This window comes from Pseudomonas sp. 22515, from assembly GCF_052044625.1.
Taxonomy (GTDB): domain Bacteria; phylum Pseudomonadota; class Gammaproteobacteria; order Pseudomonadales; family Pseudomonadaceae; genus Aquipseudomonas; species Aquipseudomonas alloputida.
In genome coordinates this window covers 1-19,233 of the sequence record NZ_JBQENN010000042.1, presented here as the reverse complement: position 1 = coordinate 19,233, position 19,233 = coordinate 1, and the positions used below count along the sequence as shown (strand labels likewise).

General features: G+C 61.4%; 14 protein-coding genes and 1 pseudogene. 9 read left to right on the top strand and 6 right to left on the bottom strand.

Annotation, left to right across the window (positions count from 1 at the left end):
- Positions 1-236: 236 nt before the first annotated feature.
- A complete protein-coding gene (locus tag ACTJJN_RS25685; protein ID WP_004577198.1) occupies positions 237-1,475 on the bottom strand; it encodes an OprD family porin in 1,239 nt (412 codons plus the stop codon).
- A gap of 759 nt (positions 1,476-2,234) precedes the next feature.
- Here ACTJJN_RS25685 and ACTJJN_RS25680 point away from each other — a divergent pair.
- Together ACTJJN_RS25680 and ACTJJN_RS25675 are read left to right on the top strand one after the other, a co-directional pair.
- The gene (locus ACTJJN_RS25680) at positions 2,235-2,474 is read left to right on the top strand and encodes a type II toxin-antitoxin system RelB/DinJ family antitoxin (RefSeq protein WP_221100983.1); all 240 of its coding nucleotides are present in this window, start codon (positions 2,235-2,237) and stop codon (positions 2,472-2,474) included.
- Positions 2,464-2,747 (top strand): annotated as a pseudogene (locus ACTJJN_RS25675) (type II toxin-antitoxin system RelE family toxin). The gene ACTJJN_RS25680 and the pseudogene ACTJJN_RS25675 overlap by 11 nt, the downstream one beginning before the upstream one ends.
- Before the next feature lie 263 nt (positions 2,748-3,010).
- On the opposite strand, the gene ACTJJN_RS25670 reads toward ACTJJN_RS25675, so the two are convergent.
- The 3 genes from ACTJJN_RS25670 to ACTJJN_RS25660 form a co-directional block, all read right to left on the bottom strand.
- Positions 3,011-4,261, bottom strand: a complete 1,251-nt coding sequence (locus ACTJJN_RS25670) for a ribonucleotide-diphosphate reductase subunit beta (RefSeq protein ID WP_003254823.1) — start codon at positions 4,259-4,261, stop codon at positions 3,011-3,013.
- Positions 4,262-4,702: 441 nt separating this feature from the next.
- Positions 4,703-4,834 (bottom strand): hypothetical protein, encoded by a 132-nt coding sequence (locus tag ACTJJN_RS25665; protein ID WP_003254821.1) that lies wholly within the window; start codon positions 4,832-4,834, stop codon positions 4,703-4,705.
- Between the two features lie 138 nt (positions 4,835-4,972).
- Positions 4,973-7,852, bottom strand: coding sequence for a ribonucleoside-diphosphate reductase subunit alpha (locus ACTJJN_RS25660; protein ID WP_012051455.1), 2,880 nt, complete (start codon positions 7,850-7,852; stop codon positions 4,973-4,975).
- Positions 7,853-8,599: 747 nt separating this feature from the next.
- Here ACTJJN_RS25660 and ACTJJN_RS25655 point away from each other — a divergent pair.
- Both ACTJJN_RS25655 and ACTJJN_RS25650 read left to right on the top strand, forming a co-directional pair.
- Positions 8,600-9,298, top strand: coding sequence for a response regulator transcription factor (locus ACTJJN_RS25655; RefSeq protein ID WP_014755569.1), 699 nt, complete (start codon positions 8,600-8,602; stop codon positions 9,296-9,298).
- Complete coding sequence (locus ACTJJN_RS25650) at positions 9,295-10,902, top strand: ATP-binding protein (protein WP_440781731.1); 1,608 nt, start codon at positions 9,295-9,297, stop codon at positions 10,900-10,902. The genes ACTJJN_RS25655 and ACTJJN_RS25650 overlap by 4 nt, the downstream gene beginning before the upstream one ends.
- Positions 10,903-10,905: 3 nt before the next feature.
- Here the strand turns inward: ACTJJN_RS25650 and ACTJJN_RS25645 are convergent, their stop codons facing one another.
- On the bottom strand, positions 10,906-11,607 hold the full coding sequence (locus ACTJJN_RS25645; RefSeq protein WP_440781730.1) for a 4'-phosphopantetheinyl transferase family protein: 702 nt from the start codon (positions 11,605-11,607) through the stop codon (positions 10,906-10,908).
- Between the two features lie 247 nt (positions 11,608-11,854).
- Positions 11,855-12,646 (bottom strand): dienelactone hydrolase family protein, encoded by a 792-nt coding sequence (locus tag ACTJJN_RS25640; protein ID WP_004576834.1) that lies wholly within the window; start codon positions 12,644-12,646, stop codon positions 11,855-11,857.
- Positions 12,647-12,775: 129 nt separating this feature from the next.
- Here ACTJJN_RS25640 and ACTJJN_RS25635 point away from each other — a divergent pair, with 129 nt between their 5' ends.
- From ACTJJN_RS25635 to ltrA, 5 genes are all read left to right on the top strand, one after another.
- Positions 12,776-13,381: an outer membrane beta-barrel protein gene (locus ACTJJN_RS25635; protein WP_003254814.1), complete on the top strand. Its 606-nt coding sequence runs from the start codon at positions 12,776-12,778 to the stop codon at positions 13,379-13,381.
- Between the two features lie 194 nt (positions 13,382-13,575).
- Positions 13,576-14,253, top strand: a complete 678-nt coding sequence (locus tag ACTJJN_RS25630; RefSeq protein ID WP_004576835.1) for a response regulator — start codon at positions 13,576-13,578, stop codon at positions 14,251-14,253.
- Positions 14,250-15,596: an ATP-binding protein gene (locus ACTJJN_RS25625; RefSeq protein ID WP_012051459.1), complete on the top strand. Its 1,347-nt coding sequence runs from the start codon at positions 14,250-14,252 to the stop codon at positions 15,594-15,596. Before ACTJJN_RS25630 ends, ACTJJN_RS25625 begins: the two co-directional genes overlap by 4 nt.
- A 349-nt stretch (positions 15,597-15,945) precedes the next feature.
- On the top strand, positions 15,946-17,268 hold the full coding sequence (locus ACTJJN_RS25620) for a dicarboxylate/amino acid:cation symporter (protein ID WP_003254811.1): 1,323 nt from the start codon (positions 15,946-15,948) through the stop codon (positions 17,266-17,268).
- A gap of 472 nt (positions 17,269-17,740) precedes the next feature.
- On the top strand, positions 17,741-19,162 hold the full coding sequence (ltrA, locus tag ACTJJN_RS25615) for a group II intron reverse transcriptase/maturase (protein WP_221101214.1): 1,422 nt from the start codon (positions 17,741-17,743) through the stop codon (positions 19,160-19,162).
- Positions 19,163-19,233 lie beyond the last annotated feature (71 nt).

Here is a 19,233-nt window from a genome sequence, read left to right as displayed (position 1 = left end):
AAGAGGCCGGCCCTGCTGGCCAATCTCCACCCGCCGTTCGCCGTTGCCGCCGCTACCGTATTCGCGGGTAAACCCGCTCCTACACCTGATCGAGGGTGGACACAGGTCGGTGGTTGGACACAGGTCGTCGTAGGAGCGGGTTCACCCGCGAAAGGGCCGGCCCTGCTGGCCAATCTCCACCCGCCGCTCACCGTTGCCGCCACCACCGTATTCGCGGGTAAACCCGCAGGTCTTGATCAGAGCAACGACAATGGGTAGTTGAAGATCAACCGGTTCTCATCAAACTCGTTATTGCTGTAATCCCGGCGAATCGACGAGTTACGCCATTTCACACTCAAATCCTTGAATGCCCCGCTCTGGATCACATACGCAAGCTCCGTTTCACGCACCCACTCCTTGCCATCGGTCACCCCCCCGCTGTGCACATCGCGCCCGCTGATGTAGCGGTTCATCAAGGTCAGCCCTGGCACCCCGACGGTGACGAAGTTGAAGTCATGGCGCACCTGCCACGAACGCTCGTTGGCATTGTCGAAGCTGGAGTTGTAACTGTCGTTGGCCAAGGTCCCGCCACTGGTGCCGTTCACCCGCATCCAGGTATCACCATCGACTTTCTGCAGCCCCACCCAGAAGGTGCTGCCACCGTACTTGGCCGAGAACATCCCCGAGTAGGTCTTGTTGTCCAGCTGCCCGGCGCGTTCGGAGCCGTCCTCGTCGCCATGGAAGTAGCCCAGGTTCGCACCCAGGGTCCAGTCACCCACCGGCTGGCTGTGGCTCAGTTGCAGGTATTGCTGCTGGTACACGTCCTTCAGCACCGCATTCCAAAGTCCCACCAGCGTGCGGTCCTGGTTGAACTTGTACTCGCCGCCGACGAAGTTGAAACGGTCCGACACGCCGCCGCCGTAGCTCATGTCTTCCATGCTCGCGTCGTTGCGCGGGCTGTTGCCGCGGAACTGGCCGCCGTACAGGGTCAGCCCTGCGATTTCGTTGGAGGTAACCTGCCCGCCACGGAACGTCTGTGGCAACGAACGCCCGTCGTCCGAACGCAGAATCGGCAGTACCGGCATCCATTCACCGATCTTCAGTTCGGTCTTGGAAATACGCGCCTTGCCCGCCACTGCCAGGCGCCCGTAGTCGTCTGCCGGCTTGCCATCGTCATGGCGTGGCAGCAACGCCGTGCCATAGGTACCGCCACCGCCGTCGAGTTTGACCGACCACAGCCCCAGCACATCCACGCCGAAGCCGATTGGCCCTTCTGTGAACCCCGAGCGGGCATCGAGAATGAAGCTTTGCGTCCACTCCTCGGCCTTGCTCTGTGGGTTGCTGGGGTTGGTGAAGTTGCGGTTGATGTAGAAGTTGCGCAGCCCGAGCGTGGCCTTGCTGTCCTCGACAAATCCCGCAGCCAGGCTGGTGCCCGGCAGGCCGGCGATAACCCCGGCGCCAAGCAGGGCGAAGGGCAGGGTGTGGCAGATTTTCATTATTGTTGTGCTCCCTAAGGGTGTGGCAGCCCGTCCACCGGGCACGCGCAAGCGGCCTGCGGCAGGGGCGGGTAGATAACGGGCCGGTCAGGGCCAGGGGTGAATGCGCGGCAACCGGGCGCTACGTACTGGCAGGTTTACGCGAGCTGGCCGGGGGAAGAGGGGTATGCAACAGACGTAGGTGTAGCGGGATGGATGTCGACATGAGTTCGTCCACTGATTGTTGTTTTTGTTATGCGTTGTCGTACAACTGTGGGCGATTATTAGCAAGGGGGAGGAGGGCTGTCAACGGCTGATCGCAGAGCAAATAGGGTACTAGACGCCAAAAACTGAGCGGCAGAGGCTCTACCCTGAACGCGCTGCAGACATACTACAACTGCCATGCACCATGCCACGCACGTACACGATCTACTGGTAGGAGCGGGCTTGCCCGCGAACACGGGTAAAGCCCGTGCCATCCACCCCATTGGCCGCCTCGCACCGCAAACCGGGGGCAGGGTTAAAAATCAAATCGTAACTGCGGTGGCCCCATCCCCGAGCCTGCGCTATCTTCAGATCTGGCCTCGCCCTTGACCACGTAGACTGGCATGTCCAGTCCCGGCATCCTTGCTGGTGCCGTACCCCTCCTGTCGGCAAGGGCGAGGCCTCTTCATTTGAAGGGAATGGCGCTGTGGTCACTTCCGGCAGACAAACTGCCATTGCAGAATAGCCAAGATCAGTGCTTTGTAATGACAATCGTCTTTACATGAGGGCTATGTCATGGCTTCTATCAATATCCGCGTCGACGACGATCTCAAAGCCCGCGCCTACAAAGAGCTCGATCGCCTCGGTGTCACCCCCTCCGAACTCATGCGCCAGGCCCTGCAATATGTAACTGAGCGGGGCAAGCTACCCTTCCGGCCGGTCCTGATGACCGAGGAAGATGAAGACCTCATTGCCACTGTACAAGAGCGGCTTGCTTCTCCGCAGCGCGTGAGGGTACAGCTGGATGACCTATAGCCTCGACTTTGATTCCCGCGCATTGAAAGAGTGGAAGAAGCTGGGCGATACCGTGCGTCAGCAGTTAAGAAGAAACTGGCAGAGGTCCTGCTGAAACCTCGAATCGAGGCAAGCCGCCTTCACTCGCTGCCAGATTGCTACAAAATAAAGCTTCGCAGCAGTGGGTACAGGCTGGTCTATCAGGTCATTGATCAAGAGATCGTGGTTTTTGTCGTCGCTGTCGATCGCCGTGAGCGGGATCAAGCTTACAAAAAGGCTGCTGAGCGACTTTAGTAGGCCTATAGGGTTTGGCAGCCCCAGGCCGAAATCTCAAGGTAAAACACCGCCTCAAAGCTAGAGCTGTGCTTTGGTGGGAGCGGGCTTGCCCGCGAAGAGGCCAGCACAGGCAATAAATGGCCCCTGTTCACATGGGCCTTCGCAGGGGCGGTCTTTTATAGGATTAAGAAATCAATCTTCGTAACTGACGTCAGGACTCTCGGGGAAAATCATAAAAAAGGCTGCCAATCGGCAGCCTTCTCGATGCTCAGCCCGGACGATCAGTCCCAGCTCAACGCCCCACCCGTCTGATACTCAATCACCCGCGTCTCAAAGAAGTTCTTCTCTTTCTTCAAGTCCATGATCTCGCTCATCCAAGGGAACGGGTTGGTAGTCCCTGGATATTCTTCTTTCAAGCCAATCTGGGTCAGACGACGGTTGGCGATGAACTTGAGGTAGTCCTCCATCATCGCTGCGTTCATCCCCAGTACGCCGCGTGGCATGGTGTCTCGGGCGTATTCGATCTCCAGCTGGGTCCCTTGCAGGATCATCTGGGTCGCTTCTTCCTTCATCGCCGCATCCCACAGGTGCGGGTTTTCGATCTTGATCTGGTTGATCACGTCGATACCGAAGTTCAGGTGCATCGACTCGTCACGCAGGATGTACTGGAACTGCTCGGCAACGCCGGTCATCTTGTTGCGGCGGCCCATGGACAGGATCTGGGTGAAGCCGCAGTAGAAGAAGATGCCTTCCAGAACGCAGTAGTAGGCGATCAGGTTGCGCAGCAGCTCTTTGTCGGTTTCGACGGTGCCGGTGTTGAATTCCGGGTCGGAGATGGCGCGGGTGTACTTCAGGCCCCAGGCGGCTTTTTTAGCGACCGACGGGATCTCGTGGTACATGTTGAAGATCTCGCCTTCATCCATGCCCAGCGACTCGATGCAGTACTGGTAGGCGTGGGTGTGGATCGCCTCTTCGAAGGCCTGGCGCAGGATGTACTGGCGGCACTCCGGGTTGGTGATCAGGCGGTACACGGCCAGGGCCAGGTTGTTGGCAACCAGCGAGTCGGCAGTGGAGAAGAAACCGAGGTTGCGCATGACGATGCGGCGCTCGTCTTCGGTCAGGCCGTCTTGGCTCTTCCACAGGGCGATGTCGGCGGTCATGTTGACCTCTTGCGGCATCCAGTGGTTGGCGCAGCCGTCCAGGTACTTCTGCCAGGCCCAGTCGTACTTGAACGGTACCAGCTGGTTGAGGTCGGCGCGGCAGTTGATCATGCGCTTTTCATCGACTGCCACGCGGGCCGAGGAGCCTTCCAGCTCGGCCAGGCCTTCGGCAACGTCGAGGGCGTCGAGGGCAGCCTTGGCACGTTTGACGGCTTCGGAGTCAGAAGCGGTGGCCGCACGGGCCTCCAGGGCGGCGGCACCACCGGCGCTGTCGAGCTTGTCGAGGGTGGCGGCGGCAGCGGCCTGCGCAGGGGTGTTGCCTTTGGCGGCTACTTCGCCGTCTTCTTTGTCGAATTCGTCCCAGCTCAGCATGGTTTGGCTCCTGCTTGAGGGTCGCCCTGGGGCAACCGGTTGGATTTAAAGAATGTGATGCCTGACGCAAGGCCGTAACGGCGAATGGACAGCTCGAGAGGCTGACTCTCGTTTACATCTGAATGTGTTCTGGCTTGTACCTGGCCAGGCCTCTGGGAGGGGCCAGGACAATTGAATAGGTGCTCTTTTCAGAGGGCGCAAAGTATACCGGAATTCACCTTCGATCGGGGCGCATGTGTTGCCGGCGAGGGTAACTTTTTCGACCGGTTTGGCGTGCGTCCGTTCACGAAACAGGTGGCTTCTTCTACGGGGGGAGAGTGTAGCGCCAACCTATATGTTGTGCCAGTTTAAATTTAAAGGCACATCATATGGTGTTTATTGAGGGCTTTGTTGGCGAAGCCGGCCTCACCGCGGGCTAGCCGGCGGTGAGGCCAGCCACCACTAGCTACGGTGGGTATACAGCGTTTCGACGATGTGTGTCTTGGGGTGCTTGCGTGCCTGTTCCACCGAGGTGAAACGGCCGGTTTCTGCGTTGCGGCCAATCTTGCGAGATGCCAGTTTTTTCCGCGCCATGGGCTTACATCCTTTTTGAGAGGTCCTGTTCTTTTACCGAGCTGCGTGAACAGTGGGCAAAGGGCAAGGTTTCCCTGAGGCGCGGATACAAAAATGCCGCGCGGGGCACCCGTAGGCACCCCGCACGGCATTCAGGCCTTACTGGCAGGCTTCGCAGTCAGGCTCGTCGATCGCGCAGGCCTTCGGCACTGGCGCTGGGCCGGCTGCCTGGACCGGGGCGCTGTCGCCACCGCTGGAAACGGCGTTGAGCTTGCCGGTGTTGATGGTCGACTTCTCGGTGCTGGTTGCGGCCAGGGCACGGAGGTAGTAGGTGGTTTTCAAGCCACGGTACCAAGCCATGCGGTAGGTCACGTCCAGCTTCTTGCCCGAGGCGCCGGCAATGTACAGGTTCAGCGACTGCGCCTGGTCGATCCACTTCTGGCGACGGGAAGCCGCGTCGACAATCCACTTGGTCTCGACTTCGAACGCAGTGGCGTACAGGTCTTTCAGCTCTTGCGGGATACGCTCGATCTGCTGTACCGAACCGTCGTAGTACTTCAGGTCGTTGATCATGACCGAGTCCCACAGGTCGCGGGCCTTGAGGTCGCGAACCAGGTACGGGTTGATCACGGTGAATTCGCCCGACAGGTTCGATTTCACGTACAGGTTCTGGTAGGTAGGCTCGATCGACTGCGACACGCCAGTGATGTTGGCGATGGTCGCGGTTGGCGCGATGGCCATGATGTTCGAGTTACGAATACCTTTCTGTACGCGGGCACGTACCGGCGCCCAGTCCAGGGTTTCTTCCAGGTTGACGTCGATGTACTTCTGGCCACGGGCCTCGATCAGGATCTGTTGCGAATCCAGCGGCAGGATGCCCTTGGACCACAGCGAACCCTGGAAGGTCTCGTAGGCGCCGCGTTCATCGGCCAGGTCGCAAGAAGCCTGGATGGCGTAGTAGCTGACCGCTTCCATCGACTTGTCGGCGAACTCGACGGCTGCATCGGAACCGTAAGGAATGTGCTGCAGGTACAGCGCGTCCTGGAAGCCCATGATGCCCAGGCCGACCGGGCGGTGCTTGAAGTTCGAGTTACGCGCTTGCGGCACCGAGTAGTAGTTGATGTCGATCACGTTGTCGAGCATGCGCACGGCGGTGTTCACGGTACGCTGCAGCTTGGCAGTGTCCAGCTTGCCGTCGACGATGTGGTTCGGCAGGTTGATCGAGCCCAGGTTGCAGACTGCGATCTCGTCCTTGTTGGTGTTCAGGGTGATTTCGGTGCACAGGTTCGAGCTGTGGACCACGCCCACGTGCTGCTGCGGCGAACGCAGGTTGCACGGGTCCTTGAAGGTCAGCCATGGGTGGCCGGTCTCGAACAGCATCGACAGCATCTTGCGCCACAGGTCTTTGGCCTGGATGGTCTTGAACACCTTGATCTTGTTGTACTCGGTCAGGGCTTCGTAGTACTCGTAGCGCTCTTCGAAGGCCTTGCCGGTCAGGTCGTGCAGGTCTGGCACTTCCGAAGGCGAGAACAGGGTCCACTTGCCGTCATCGAAGACACGCTTCATGAACAGGTCAGGGATCCAGTTGGCGGTGTTCATGTCGTGGGTACGACGGCGGTCATCACCGGTGTTCTTGCGCAGCTCGATGAATTCTTCGATGTCCAGGTGCCAGGTTTCCAGGTAAGCACATACAGCGCCTTTGCGCTTGCCACCCTGGTTCACGGCAACGGCGGTGTCGTTGACCACTTTCAGGAACGGGACGACGCCCTGGGATTTACCGTTGGTGCCCTTGATGTACGAGCCCAGTGCACGGACCGGGGTCCAGTCGTTGCCCAGGCCGCCAGCGAATTTCGACAGCATGGCGTTGTCGTGGATCGCGTGGTAGATGCCCGACAGGTCGTCTGGCACGGTGGTCAGGTAGCAGCTGGACAGCTGCGGGCGCAGGGTACCGGCGTTGAACAGGGTCGGGGTCGAGGCCATGTAGTCGAACGACGACAACAGGTTGTAGAACTCGATCGCACGGGCTTCCTTGTCTTTCTCTTCCAGCGCCAGGCCCATGGCCACACGCATGAAGAACACCTGCGGCAGCTCGAAGCGCACGCCATCCTTGTGGATGAAGTAGCGGTCGTAAAGGGTCTGCAGGCCCAGGTAGGTGAACTGCTGGTCACGCTCGTGGTTGATTGCCTTGCCCAGTTTTTCCAGGTCGAAGTCGGCCAGGGCCGGGTTCAGCAGCTCGAACTCGATACCTTTGGCGACGTAGGCCGGCAGGGCCTTGGCATACAGGTCGGCCATCTCGTGGTGGGTGGCGCTGTCGGCGACGTTCAGGAAGCCCAGGCCTTCGGCGCGCAGGGTGTCCATGAGCAGGCGGGCGGTAACGAACGAGTAGTTCGGCTCGCGCTCTACCAGGGTACGGGCGGTCATCACCAGGGCGGTGTTGACGTCCTTGATGGCAACGCCGTCGTACAGGTTTTTCAGGGTTTCGCGCTGGATCAGGTCGCCATCGACTTCGGCCAGGCCTTCGCAGGCTTCGCTGATGATGGTGTTCAGGCGGGCCATGTCGAGCGGCGCCAGGCTGCCGTCGGCCAGGGTGATGCGGATGCTTGGGTGCGGCTCGACCACGGCGTCGGTGTTGGCGCGGGTGGCGCGTTCCTTGGCGCGCTGGTCGCGGTAGATCACGTAGTCACGGGCAACTTTCTGCTCGCCGGCACGCATCAGGGCCAGTTCGACCTGGTCCTGGATTTCTTCGATGTGGATGGTGCCACCCGATGGCATGCGACGCTTGAACGTGGCGGTAACCTGCTCGGTCAGGCGCGCGACGGTGTCGTGGATGCGCGACGAAGCGGCGGCGGTGCCGCCTTCAACTGCGAGGAACGCCTTGGTGATGGCAACGGTGATCTTGTCGTCGGTGTAAGGGACGACAGTGCCGTTACGCTTGATCACGCGCAGTTGGCCGGGGGCGGTGGCAGCCAGATCCTGGTTGGAATCGGCGGCCTGCGGCACCTGGGCCTGCGGGTTCTCGCGAGTTGTGTCGGTTTGCATGGGTGGGTGTCTCCACAGTTTCTATATTGTTCAGGCGCCTTATGGGCGCCCACCGTTCCGTCCACTTGCTCGATAACCTCGCGGGGATGCGCAATGCATGCGCATCCGCCCGCGCGGGCGTACCGACTTCGGGACAGACTCAGGAATAAGGGGCAATGGCTTGCCGCTCCCTGGCCGAAGTCAAAGGTTCTGGGCCGAGCCCAAAAACTGTTGCTGATGGGTGCCAGGCCTGGCCTGCAACACCCATGCCCGAACAACGCCCTGAAAGAGCTTGCCTCGGTCGCCTCCGCAGGAGCGGTTTGGCTGCTGAAATCACCTGAAGTTCCACCCGAAAAATCGCTTGATCTTGCGGGTTGACTTTTGTGTGTGATTTTGCACGAACCCCTATATCTAGTGGTTCGCTGCGATCGGGATACAAGATAATGCGGTATTGGGGGCTTTGCAAGGCGAGCGCCTGTGGATAAGTTGTGTGTACTTTGTGAGTGAATGGTGGGTATTCGCTGTAGGCCTTGTGCCAAGTGGTTTGCAGTATTTTTCTGCACCTTGACGCCCTTGGGCAGTTTTTTTGGGCGCGAAGCCTGTCACAAAAAACGGTTCAGTCGAGGGGGCGGTAGGGCGTGTCTGAAGATCTGGGGTGCCTGGGAGATCGAGCACCGCCCGCGGGGCGCTCGGTCTCGCAGGGCCCCCCATCTACATTCATACTCTCAGCTGCCCTGACACGATCCCAAGAACAACAAGGCCAAAGCCATGGACCACCCCATACCCCGCATCCTCATCGTCGAAGACGATCAGCGCCTCGCCGAACTCACCGCCGAATACCTGCAGGCCAATGGTTTCGAGGTCGCGGTGGAGGCCGATGGCGCCCGTGCCGCGAGGCGCATCATCGACAGCCAGCCCGACCTGGTGATCCTCGACCTGATGCTCCCCGGCGAGGACGGCCTGAGCATCTGCCGCCGGGTGCGCAGCCAGTACCAGGGGCCGATCCTCATGCTCACCGCGCGCAGCGATGAACTCGACCAGGTTCAGGGCCTGGACCTGGGCGCCGACGACTACGTCTGCAAACCCGTGCGCCCACGCTTGCTGCTGGCGCGTATCCAGGCCCTGCTGCGCCGCAGCGAAACCGTGGACAGCAAGCGCCAGGACCTGGTCTTCGGTGCGCTGCGTATCGACAACCGCCTGCGTGAGGCGCACCTGGGCGAGCAGTTGATCGAGCTGACCGGCGCCGAATTCGATCTGCTCTGGCTGTTGGCCAGCAACGCTGGCCGGGTGCTGACCCGTGAACAGATCTTCACTGCACTGCGTGGCGTGGGCTACGACGGCCAGGACCGCTCCATCGATATCCGCATCTCGAAAATCCGCCCCAAGATCGGCGACGACCCGCTTCAGCCGCGGTTGATCAAGACCCTGCGCAGCAAAGGCTACCTGTTCGTGGGCGAGGCACCATGAACAATTCGATCTTCCTGCGCATCTACGGCGGCATGCTGGCCGTGCTGGTGCTGGTGGCCCTGCTTGGCGTGCTCAGCCTGCACCTGGTCAACGAAGTGCGCGCTGCCCAGCATCGCGAGGGCCTGGCCCAGGGCACCTTCAGCCTGATGGCCGACAACCTGGCAATGCAGAATGAAACCCAACGCAAGCGTTCGCTGCTGATCTGGGAACGCCTGCTTGGCGTGCCGTTGGCGCTGCAACCGATGAGCGCACGCAGCCTTGACGGTGGCCAGCGGGCGCGCCTGTACCGTGGCCTGGTGGTGGTCGAGAAAATTGGCCCGCATACGGCGCAAGTGCTACGCAAGGTGGGCCAGGAAGACCTGATGCTGGTCGCGCAGATCAAACAGATCAGCGAGCAGTTGGCGCGGGCCACCCTCTATCTATTGGCCGACGAACTGGTGCGCTACCCGGTAACCGAACAGCAGCAGCGCCTGGCACAGATCAAGCACGAAAAGGGCTTCGGCTTTGGCGTTGCTTTGCAACGTATCGAGCGGGTCAGCCTGGACGATGACCAGCGGCGCCGCGTGGAGGAGGGCGACACGGTGATGGCGCTGGGCAAGGATGGTGACTCGATCCGGGTGTTCGCCGGGCTGACGGGCTCGCCATGGGTACTGGAAATTGGCCCGCTGTACCAGCTCAACCCTTACCCGCCGCAGTTGCTGATCCTGATTGCCTTCCTGGGTCTGTGCCTGATTGGCCTGGTGGTCTACCTGCTGGTGCGTCAGCTGGAACGTCGTGTGTCCGGCCTGGAGATTGCTGCCACGCGCATCGCCCAGGGCAGCCTGGATACCCGCGTGCCGGCCGGCGACGCCGACTCGGTAGGGCGCCTGGCGGCTGCCTTCAATGGCATGGCCGAGCACCTGCAGCGCTCGCTGACCATGCAGCGTGAGCTGGTGCGAGCGGTGTCCCACGAGCTTCGCACGCCGGTGGCGCGCCTGCGCTTTGGCCTGGAGATGATCGAAAGCGCCACGACTGAACAGGTGCGGGCAAAGCACCTGGCGGGCATGGACGGGGATATCCAGGACCTCGACAAGCTGGTCGACGAGATGCTGACCTACGCCCGCCTGGAGCAGGGCGCACCGGCCTTGAAGTTCCAGCGGGTCGATCTGGATGCCTTGCTCGATCGGGTGATCGAAGAGCTGGCACCTTTGCGTGCCGAGGTGCGCGTGGTGCGCGGCGACTGTCAGGGCGCGGATGCCGAAGGCGCCTGGGTCGAGGCCGAGCCGCGCTACTTGCACCGGGCCCTGCAGAACCTTGTCGGCAATGCCATGCGCCATGCCGAGAGCGAAGTGCGCCTGAGCTATCAGCTGGGCCAGCAACGTTGCCGCATCGATGTGGAGGATGACGGCCCGGGGATCCCCGAGGGCTTCTGGGACCGCATTTTCACGCCCTTCACCCGCCTCGATGACAGCCGCACCCGTGCCTCGGGCGGGCATGGCCTGGGCCTGTCGATCGTACGGCGGATCATCTACTGGCACGCGGGCCGGGCCACGGTGGGCCGCAGCGAGGCGTTGGGCGGTGCCTGCTTCAGCCTGAACTGGCCAAGGCAGCAGGCACCGCTGTGAAGGTCAGACGCTGACCAGGCTCAGCAGGTGGCCGTCCTGCAGGCAGAACTGGCCTTGCAGCTCTGCGCCTTGCTGCCACTGCGGTGACAGGTCGGTGAGCAGGCGCAAGCGCGCCAGCCCTTCTGCGGACCAGTCGAGCACTTCTGCGTGTTCGAAGTAGAAGCGTTGGCGAGTCAGTGGGTACAGGGTCTTGAACAAGCTTTCCTTCAGCGAGAACGTCAGGGTGACCGTAAGCCCAAGCTGGCAGCGGTCCAGGCGCTCCAGCTCTGCCGGGGTAAGGATTTCGCCCATCAGTCGCTCGGCGCGCGCGTCATCCAGCAAGGCTTCCTGATCCAGGCCCAGACCTTGGCAGCTGTTTTCGCCGGCGACCACCGCGGCGGCCCAGCCCTTGCCGTGTGTGATCGAGCCATGAATACCGGCGGGCCAGATGGGCGAGCGGTCTTCGTGGGTGCCGGGCACGTAGTCGCGGCCGTCCAGGTGCTGGAGCGCGGCGCGGGCACATACGCGGCCGGCCAGGTACTCGGCCTGGCGCTTGGCCACCGAGCGCAGCAGGCTGGCGCTGGGCAGTACGCCAGCGCGCTGGAAGTCGTCGGCGGCCAAGTGGGCAGGGTCGAAGGCGCAACTGACCAGCACCGCGCCGGGCAATGGGCGGGGCAGGGGCCAGTGGTGCTGGAGCGGGGCGCAACAGGCAGGAAGTGTGTTCATGGCGGTTATTGTGCCAGCTGTGCAGGCGCTGAGGGAGGTGGCGTGGCAGGATGACTTACCGCAGCCATGAAAACATGGCGCAGATCACAGCGTGATCCGTGTGGGAGCGGGTTTACCCGCGAAGCATACACCGCGGTGGATGGCACGGGCTTCGCCCGTGTTCGCGGGCAAGCCCGCTCCCACAGGGATCGCGCCAGCTTTTAGAAATTGAGCAAGACAGTTGCTCCTACAACGATTGCACAATCTTTTATTTGAACACCTTCTTGAAGAACGCCTGCATATCCGCCCAGGAACGCTCGTCCGCGGCCTTGTTATAGCCAATGTCCGGCCCCCCATGTTCACCGTGGCTGAGCCGATCGGCATCGGGGTTGGTGAACCCGTGCTTGGCCCCTTCAATACTGACGAACTGGTAGTTGACCTTGGCCGCATCCATCTCGGCCTTGAACGCCTCCACCTGCTGTGGGGTGACCATGCTGTCCGCTGCACCATGCTCGACCAGGATATCGGCCCGCACCACGCCAGGTTTTGCCGGGGTCTGGGTGGCCAGTGCGCCATGGAAGCTCACCACGCCATCGAGCTTTTCTCCCCGGCGTGCGGCATCGAGCACCACCTTGCCGCCAAAACAGTAGCCGACAGCGCCCAGTTGATGCTTGTTCACATTCGGCTGCTTTTTCAACAACTCCAGGCCCGCGTCGAAGCGTGCTGCTGCTGCGGCCGGGTCCTTCATCGCTGCGGCCATGAATGCCTGGGCATCCTGCGGATGCTCGGTGTGCTTGCCATCGCCGTACATGTCGATGGCCAGTGCCTTGTAGCCCAGGGCGGCAAGATCTCTCGCACGACGCTTGGCATAGTCGTTCAGGCCCCACCATTCATGCACCACAACGATGCCTGGGCGTTTGCCGTCCAGCGCGTCATCGTAGGCGTAGTAGCCGACGAGGCGGTTGCCATCGTCGTCCTGATAAGGAATTTCACGGGTCACTACCGCCGCTTGGGCGAGGGCGGCGCTGCACATCAGGGTCAGGGCCAGCAGGGCTCGCATGTTCACAACTCCTTGTTTTGCTATCGATTCGTTCAGCCGGGGTTCAGCCAGGGTTCAGTCGCGGTTCAGGGTGCCCTGATTACTCTAGCTTCCAGACCGAAACAGCGCACCCAACTGGAGTACCCAGCCATGAAAACCTTCAATACCCTGCTTGCCGCCATGGCCGTCTGTGCCGCTGGCATTACCACCGCTCAGGCCGCGGACGACAACTTCGCCAGCCTCACCTACGGCCAGACCAGCGACAAAGTTCGCAAGTCCGGCCTGCTGCAACGCAACACCGATCAGCTCAATGCCGACGGTATCATCGGCAAGGACGATACCTGGGGTGTGCGTCTGGGCAAGATCAACGACCAGGGCCGCTACTACATGACCTATGACAATGTCTCTGGCGACCACAGTGGCCTGAAGTTGCGCCAGGAAAACCTGCTTGGCAGCTACGACTTGTTCCTGCCGGTGGGCGATACCACCAAGCTGTTCGGTGGTGGCAGCCTGGGTGTGACCAAGCTGACCCAGGACTCGCCTGGCGCCAGCCGGGACACTGACTACGGTTATGCCTACGGTTTGCAGGCCGGTGTGATCCAGGACATCACCGACAAGGCCTCGGTCGAACTGGGCTACCGTTACCTGCGCACCAATGCCGCGACCGAGGTGGGCGCGCATGGCGGGCCGAAGGATGGCACCCTGCGCCTGACCAGCAGCGCGCAGACCTACCTGGCAGCAAGTTACAAGTTCTGACGAACGAGCCGCGTTATCCTGTACCGGCCTTCGCGGGCACGCCCGCTCCCACAGGTACTGCACAAACCGCTGAAACTGTGCAGTACCTTTGGCTTGTGCAGGTGCTGCACACGTTTCAGAGACTGTGCGATTGCTGTGGGAGCAGGCATGCCCGCGAATAGGCCGGTACAGGCAATACACATAAGGAGCTGCACATGAAACTGCTGGTGGTCGAGGACGAAGCCCTGCTTCGCCATCACCTCTACACCCGCCTGGGCGAAAGCGGCCATGTGGTCGAGGCGGTCGCTGATGCCGAAGAGGCGCTGTACCAGGCCGAGCAGTACCATTTCGACCTTGCCATCATCGATCTGGGCCTGCCCGGTATCAGCGGCCTGGAGCTGATCACGCGTCTGCGCAGCCAGGACAAGACCTTCCCCATTCTCATCCTCACAGCCCGTGGCAACTGGCAAGACAAGGTCGAGGGCCTGGCCGCCGGTGCCGACGACTATCTGGTCAAGCCGTTCCAGTTCGAGGAGCTTGAAGCACGGCTCAATGCCCTGTTACGCCGCTCCAGTGGTTTCATCCAGTCGACCATCACCGCTGGCCCCTTGGTACTTGACCTCAACCGCAAGCAGGCCACCCTCGACGAACACGCCTTGGCCCTGACTGCCTACGAATACCGCATCCTCGAATACCTCATGCGCCATCACCAGCAGGTGGTGGCCAAGGATCGCCTGATGGAACAGTTGTACCCAGGTGACGAAGAGCGCGACCCCAATGTCATCGAAGTGCTGGTTGGCCGCCTGCGCCGCAAGCTTGAAGGCGAGCGCGGCTTCAAACCCATCGACACGGTGCGCGGCCTGGGCTACCTGTTCACCGAGCGCTGCCGATGATCCGCTCGCTGCGGGTGCGCCTGATGCTGGCCGCCGCAGTGTTGGCGCTGCTGTTCATGCTGGCGTTGCTGCCGGCCTTGCAGAAGGCCTTCAGCCTGGCTCTGCAGGAATCGATCGAGCAGCGTCTGGCCTCTGATGTGACCACGCTGATTTCCGCTGCGCGTATCGAGCATGGCCATCTGCAGATGCCGACACTGCTGCCGGACGAGCGCTACAACCTGCCCTACACAGGCCTGCTCGGCTATATCTTTGACCGCGACGGCAAACTGGTCTGGCAGTCGCGTGCCACCGCCGACCGGCACATCAACTACCAGCCGCGCTATGACGGGCGCGGCAACGAGTTCGACCGCATTCACCAGTCCGATGGCGAAGAGTTCTTCGTGTACGACGTCGAGATCAAGCTGCTGGGCGGGCAGAGTGCCGCCTACAGCATTGTCGCTCTGCAGCCCGTGAGCGAATACAAGGCCACCCTCAATGGCCTGCGCGAAAAGCTCTACCTGGGGTTCGGCGCTGCATTGCTGGCGCTCATGGTGTTGTTGTGGGCAGGCCTGACCTGGGGGCTGCGCTCGTTGCGACGCCTCAGCCACGAACTGGATGAAGTGGAATCAGGTGCACGTGACGGTCTGAGCGGTGAGCACCCACGCGAGTTGCTGCGCCTGACCCGCTCGCTCAACCGTCTGTTGCGCAGTGAGCGTGAGCAGCGCACGCGCTACCGTGATTCGCTGGACGACCTGGCGCACAGCCTGAAGACGCCGCTGGCGGTGTTGCAGGGTGTGGGTGAAAGCTTGCAGCAGCGCAGCGGCGAGCGCGAGCAGGCGCGGGTGCTGCAAAGCCAGATCGAGCGCATGAGCCAGCAGATCGACTACCAGCTGCAACGCGCCAGCCTGCGCAAGAGTGGCCTGGTCCGCCACAGCGTATTGCTGCGGCCGTTGCTCGACAGCCTGTGCAGCACCTTGGCCAAGGTTTACCGGGAAAAACGTGTGAACGTGGTGCTGGAGTTGCCGGACGCGGCGCAGGTGCCGATGGAGCAGGGCGCGTTGCTGGAAATGCTCGGCAACCTGCTGGAGAACGCCTACCGGCTGAGCCTGGGCCAAGTGCGGGTGAGCCTGGTGAAGGCGCCGGGGTATCTGACCTTGTGCATCGAGGACGACGGGCCGGGCGTGCCCGCCGACCAGCGTGAACGCATTCTGGAGCGTGGGGAGCGGCTGGACAGCCAGCACCCGGGGCAGGGCATAGGCTTGGCCGTGGTCAAGGATATCGTCGACAGCTATGACGCCGAGCTGAGCCTTGGCGATTCGCCGCTGGGGGGCGCTGCGTTCAGGATCACCTTCAACCTGGATTGATCCCTAGCCTGTTCCGGCCCATTCGCAGGTCAATCTGCGAATGGGGGCACAGGCAATCCACAAAGGGCGGTTTTCCGCCATTCCTCCTTGTACAAATTCCGCCATCGGGCGGAAATCCGCCAATCCGTCCCGGGAATATCGCCCTGTCGTTGGGCATTTATTCCTAGCAAATACGGGCTTTGCACCCTTCATGGGCATTTTGGCACCACCCTTGCTACTGATCCTCGCAGAGGCCTGCCCAGGCAGCTCGAACACAACGACAAATCCCTCCAAGTGCAGGAGGGTTAGCGATTCAGGTGCCCCCATCACCCTGGGAAGGGTGAACCGGCACACTTGAGGAAAATTAGCCATGACGACACGTCAGCCGCTGTACAAATCCCTGTATGTCCAGGTGTTGGTCGCCATCACCATCGGCATCCTGCTCGGCCACTACTATCCGGAAACGGGCGTTGCCCTCAAACCCCTGGGTGACGGCTTCGTCAAACTGATCAAGATGGTCATCGCCCCGATCATCTTCTGTACCGTGGTCAGCGGCATTGCCGGCATGCAGAGCATGAAGTCGGTCGGCAAAACCGGCGGCTACGCGTTGCTGTACTTCGAAATCGTCTCCACCATCGCCCTGATCATCGGCCTCGTCGTCGTCAACGTGGTCAAGCCAGGCGCTGGCATGCACATCGACGTCAGCACCCTGAACGCCAGCAGCGTGGCTGCCTACGCCGCCGCCGGCGCGCAGCAGACTACCGTCGGCTTCCTGCTTAACGTCATCCCCAATACGGTCGTCGGCGCCTTCGCCAACGGCGACATCCTGCAAGTGCTGATGTTCTCGGTGCTGTTCGGCTTTGCCCTGCACCGCCTGGGCAGCTACGGCAAGCCGGTACTGGACATGATCGACCGCTTCGCCCACGTCATGTTCAACATCATCAACATGATCATGAAGCTGGCCCCGATCGGCGCTTTCGGCGCCATGGCCTTCACCATTGGCCAGTACGGTGTTGGCTCGCTGGTGCAGCTGGGCTACCTGATGGCCTGCTTCTACATCACCTGCCTGCTGTTCGTGCTGGTGGTGCTGGGCGGTATCTGCCGTGCCCACGGCTTCAGCGTGATCAAGCTGATCCGCTACATCCGTGAAGAACTGCTAATCGTGCTGGGTACTTCGTCCTCGGAGTCGGCCCTGCCACGCATGCTGGCCAAGATGGAGCGCCTGGGTGCCAAGAAGTCGGTAGTGGGCCTGGTTATCCCGACTGGCTACTCGTTCAACCTGGACGGCACCTCGATCTACCTGACCATGGCTGCGGTGTTCATCGCTCAGGCCACTGACACCACCATGGACATCACTCACCAGATCACCCTGCTGCTGGTGCTGCTGGTGGCTTCCAAGGGTGCTGCCGGCGTTACCGGTTCGGGCTTCATCGTGCTGGCCGCGACCCTGTCGGCTGTTGGTCACCTGCCGGTTGCCGGCCTGGCGCTGATCCTTGGCATCGACCGCTTCATGTCCGAAGCCCGCGCCCTGACCAACCTGGTGGGCAACGCCGTTGCCACCGTGGTAGTGGCCAAGTGGGTCAAGGAAATGGACAACGACAAGCTGGCTTCGGAACTGGCCTCCGGTGGTGCGCCGCTGGTCGATACCCGCCCGACGGACGACCTGGGCGTGGCTGAAGGCCCGGCTCGTTGATAGCGGGTTGAAATGAGAAAGGCGACCCAAGGTCGCCTTTTTCGTGGTGCGCCAGGCATGGCGCGTTGCGCGATAGCGCAACCAGCTTGGCTGTGGTGGCCTCGCTGGTGACTTGGGGGTGAAAGTCCTCTACACACCCGGCAAGGGGAAGTGTTAGCCAGAGGCAAGGGTGTCGTGGGCGACTACGAATCTGAAGGAAGCCCGAGGCAAAATGCTGGCCTGACGAACAGGAAGCGGATCAGGCGGCGCAGCGGGGCAAGACGGCCATAATCGTCAAAGCCCAATACTTGCACGGAACGCTGCGACGTAAATCCGACAGGCATAAGCAGGAAGGTCACGCGAATTACCCTGGGAGATCTGTACGCTTGCCTTGGTGCTACCGAGCGTCGAGAGGCGACGGGATGAGCGTGCAGAAGTCAGCCGAGGCCGTAGTAAGTGGCGGTTAACCGCGTCACCAAGGGCCGAACAGGTTATGCCGCCAGTAGGCGTCACTGTCTCGTTGGTAGCCGCAATGCAGAAATTTCCTAAAACGGAATCTGTCACTCCGAATCCCGGCCAGAAGCCGAGGATGATGCCTGACAGCGCAAAGGTATCGACGGCGTCATCGGCGTGGACGAACGCAGAGCCGGACACGCTGATGGAGCGGGTGCTCGCACCGGCCAACCTCAGACGTGCGTATAAGCGCGTAGTCAGCAATAAGGGAGCGCCGGGTGCCGATGGCATGACGGTCGCCGACCTTGCAGGCTATGTGAATCAGTATTGGCCAATCCTCAAAGGCAGATTGCTGGCCGGTGAATACCATCCCCAAGCCGTACGTGCGGTTGAAATTCTCAAGCCGCAGGGCGGCACGCGGCAACTGGGAATTCCCAGCGTCGTGGATCGCCTGATCCAGCAGGCATTGCTGCAACAACTCACGCCATTCTTCGATCCTTTGTTCTCGGATTTTAGCTACGGCTTCCGTCCGGGCAGGAGCGCGCATCAAGCTGTCGAGATGGCCCGTGCCCATGTGGCATCGGGGCACCGGTGGTGCGTGGAAGTCGATCTGGAGAAGTTTTTTGATCGGGTCAACCACGACATCCTCATGGCCTGTATCGAGCGCCGGGTCAAAGATAAGTGCGTACTTAGGCTTATCCGTCGCTACCTTGAAGCGGGAGTCATGTCAGGCGGTGTCGTCAGTCCACGGCAGGAAGGGACGCCGCAAGGCGGCCCGCTCTCGCCGCTGCTGTCGAATATCCTGCTCGATGAATTTGACCGCGAACTGGAGCGGCGGGGCCATCGCTTCGTGCGCTATGCCGATGACGCGAACATTTATGTGCGCAGTCCTCGGGCTGGCGAACGGGTACTGGCTAGTGTCGAGCGCTTCCTGAGTCAACGTTTGAAACTGACGGTGAATCAGAAGAAGAGTCGAGTCGCGAGAGCCTGGAAGTGTGATTACTTGGGTTATGGGATGAGCTGGCATCAGCAGCCAAGGTTGCGGGTGGCAACGGTGAGCCTGAGTCGCCTGCGCGACCGGCTCGCAGAGCTGCTATGCGGCGCGCGGGGCCGCAAGATGGCAAACACCATCGAGCGGATAAACCCCGTACTACGAGGTTGGGCGGGTTACTTCAAGCTCAGCCAGAGCAAGCGGCCACTTGAGGAGCTGGATGGCTGGATCAGGCACAAACTCCGCTGTGCCATTTGGCGCCAATGGAAACAGCCCTCTACGAGGGCGCGCAACCTGATGCGTCTGGGCTTAAGCGAGGAGCGTGCCTGTAAATCGGCCTATAACGGCCGAGGCCCATGGTGGAACTCGGGGGCGCCACATATGAATCAGGCGCTGCCGAAGAAACTATGGGATCGACTCGGACTGGTCTCGATACTGGATACGATCAACCGGCTTAGCCGCATAGCTTGAACCGCCGTGTACGGAACCGTACGCACGGTGGTGTGAGAGGACGGCGGGTGTGAACCCGCCTCCTACTCAAT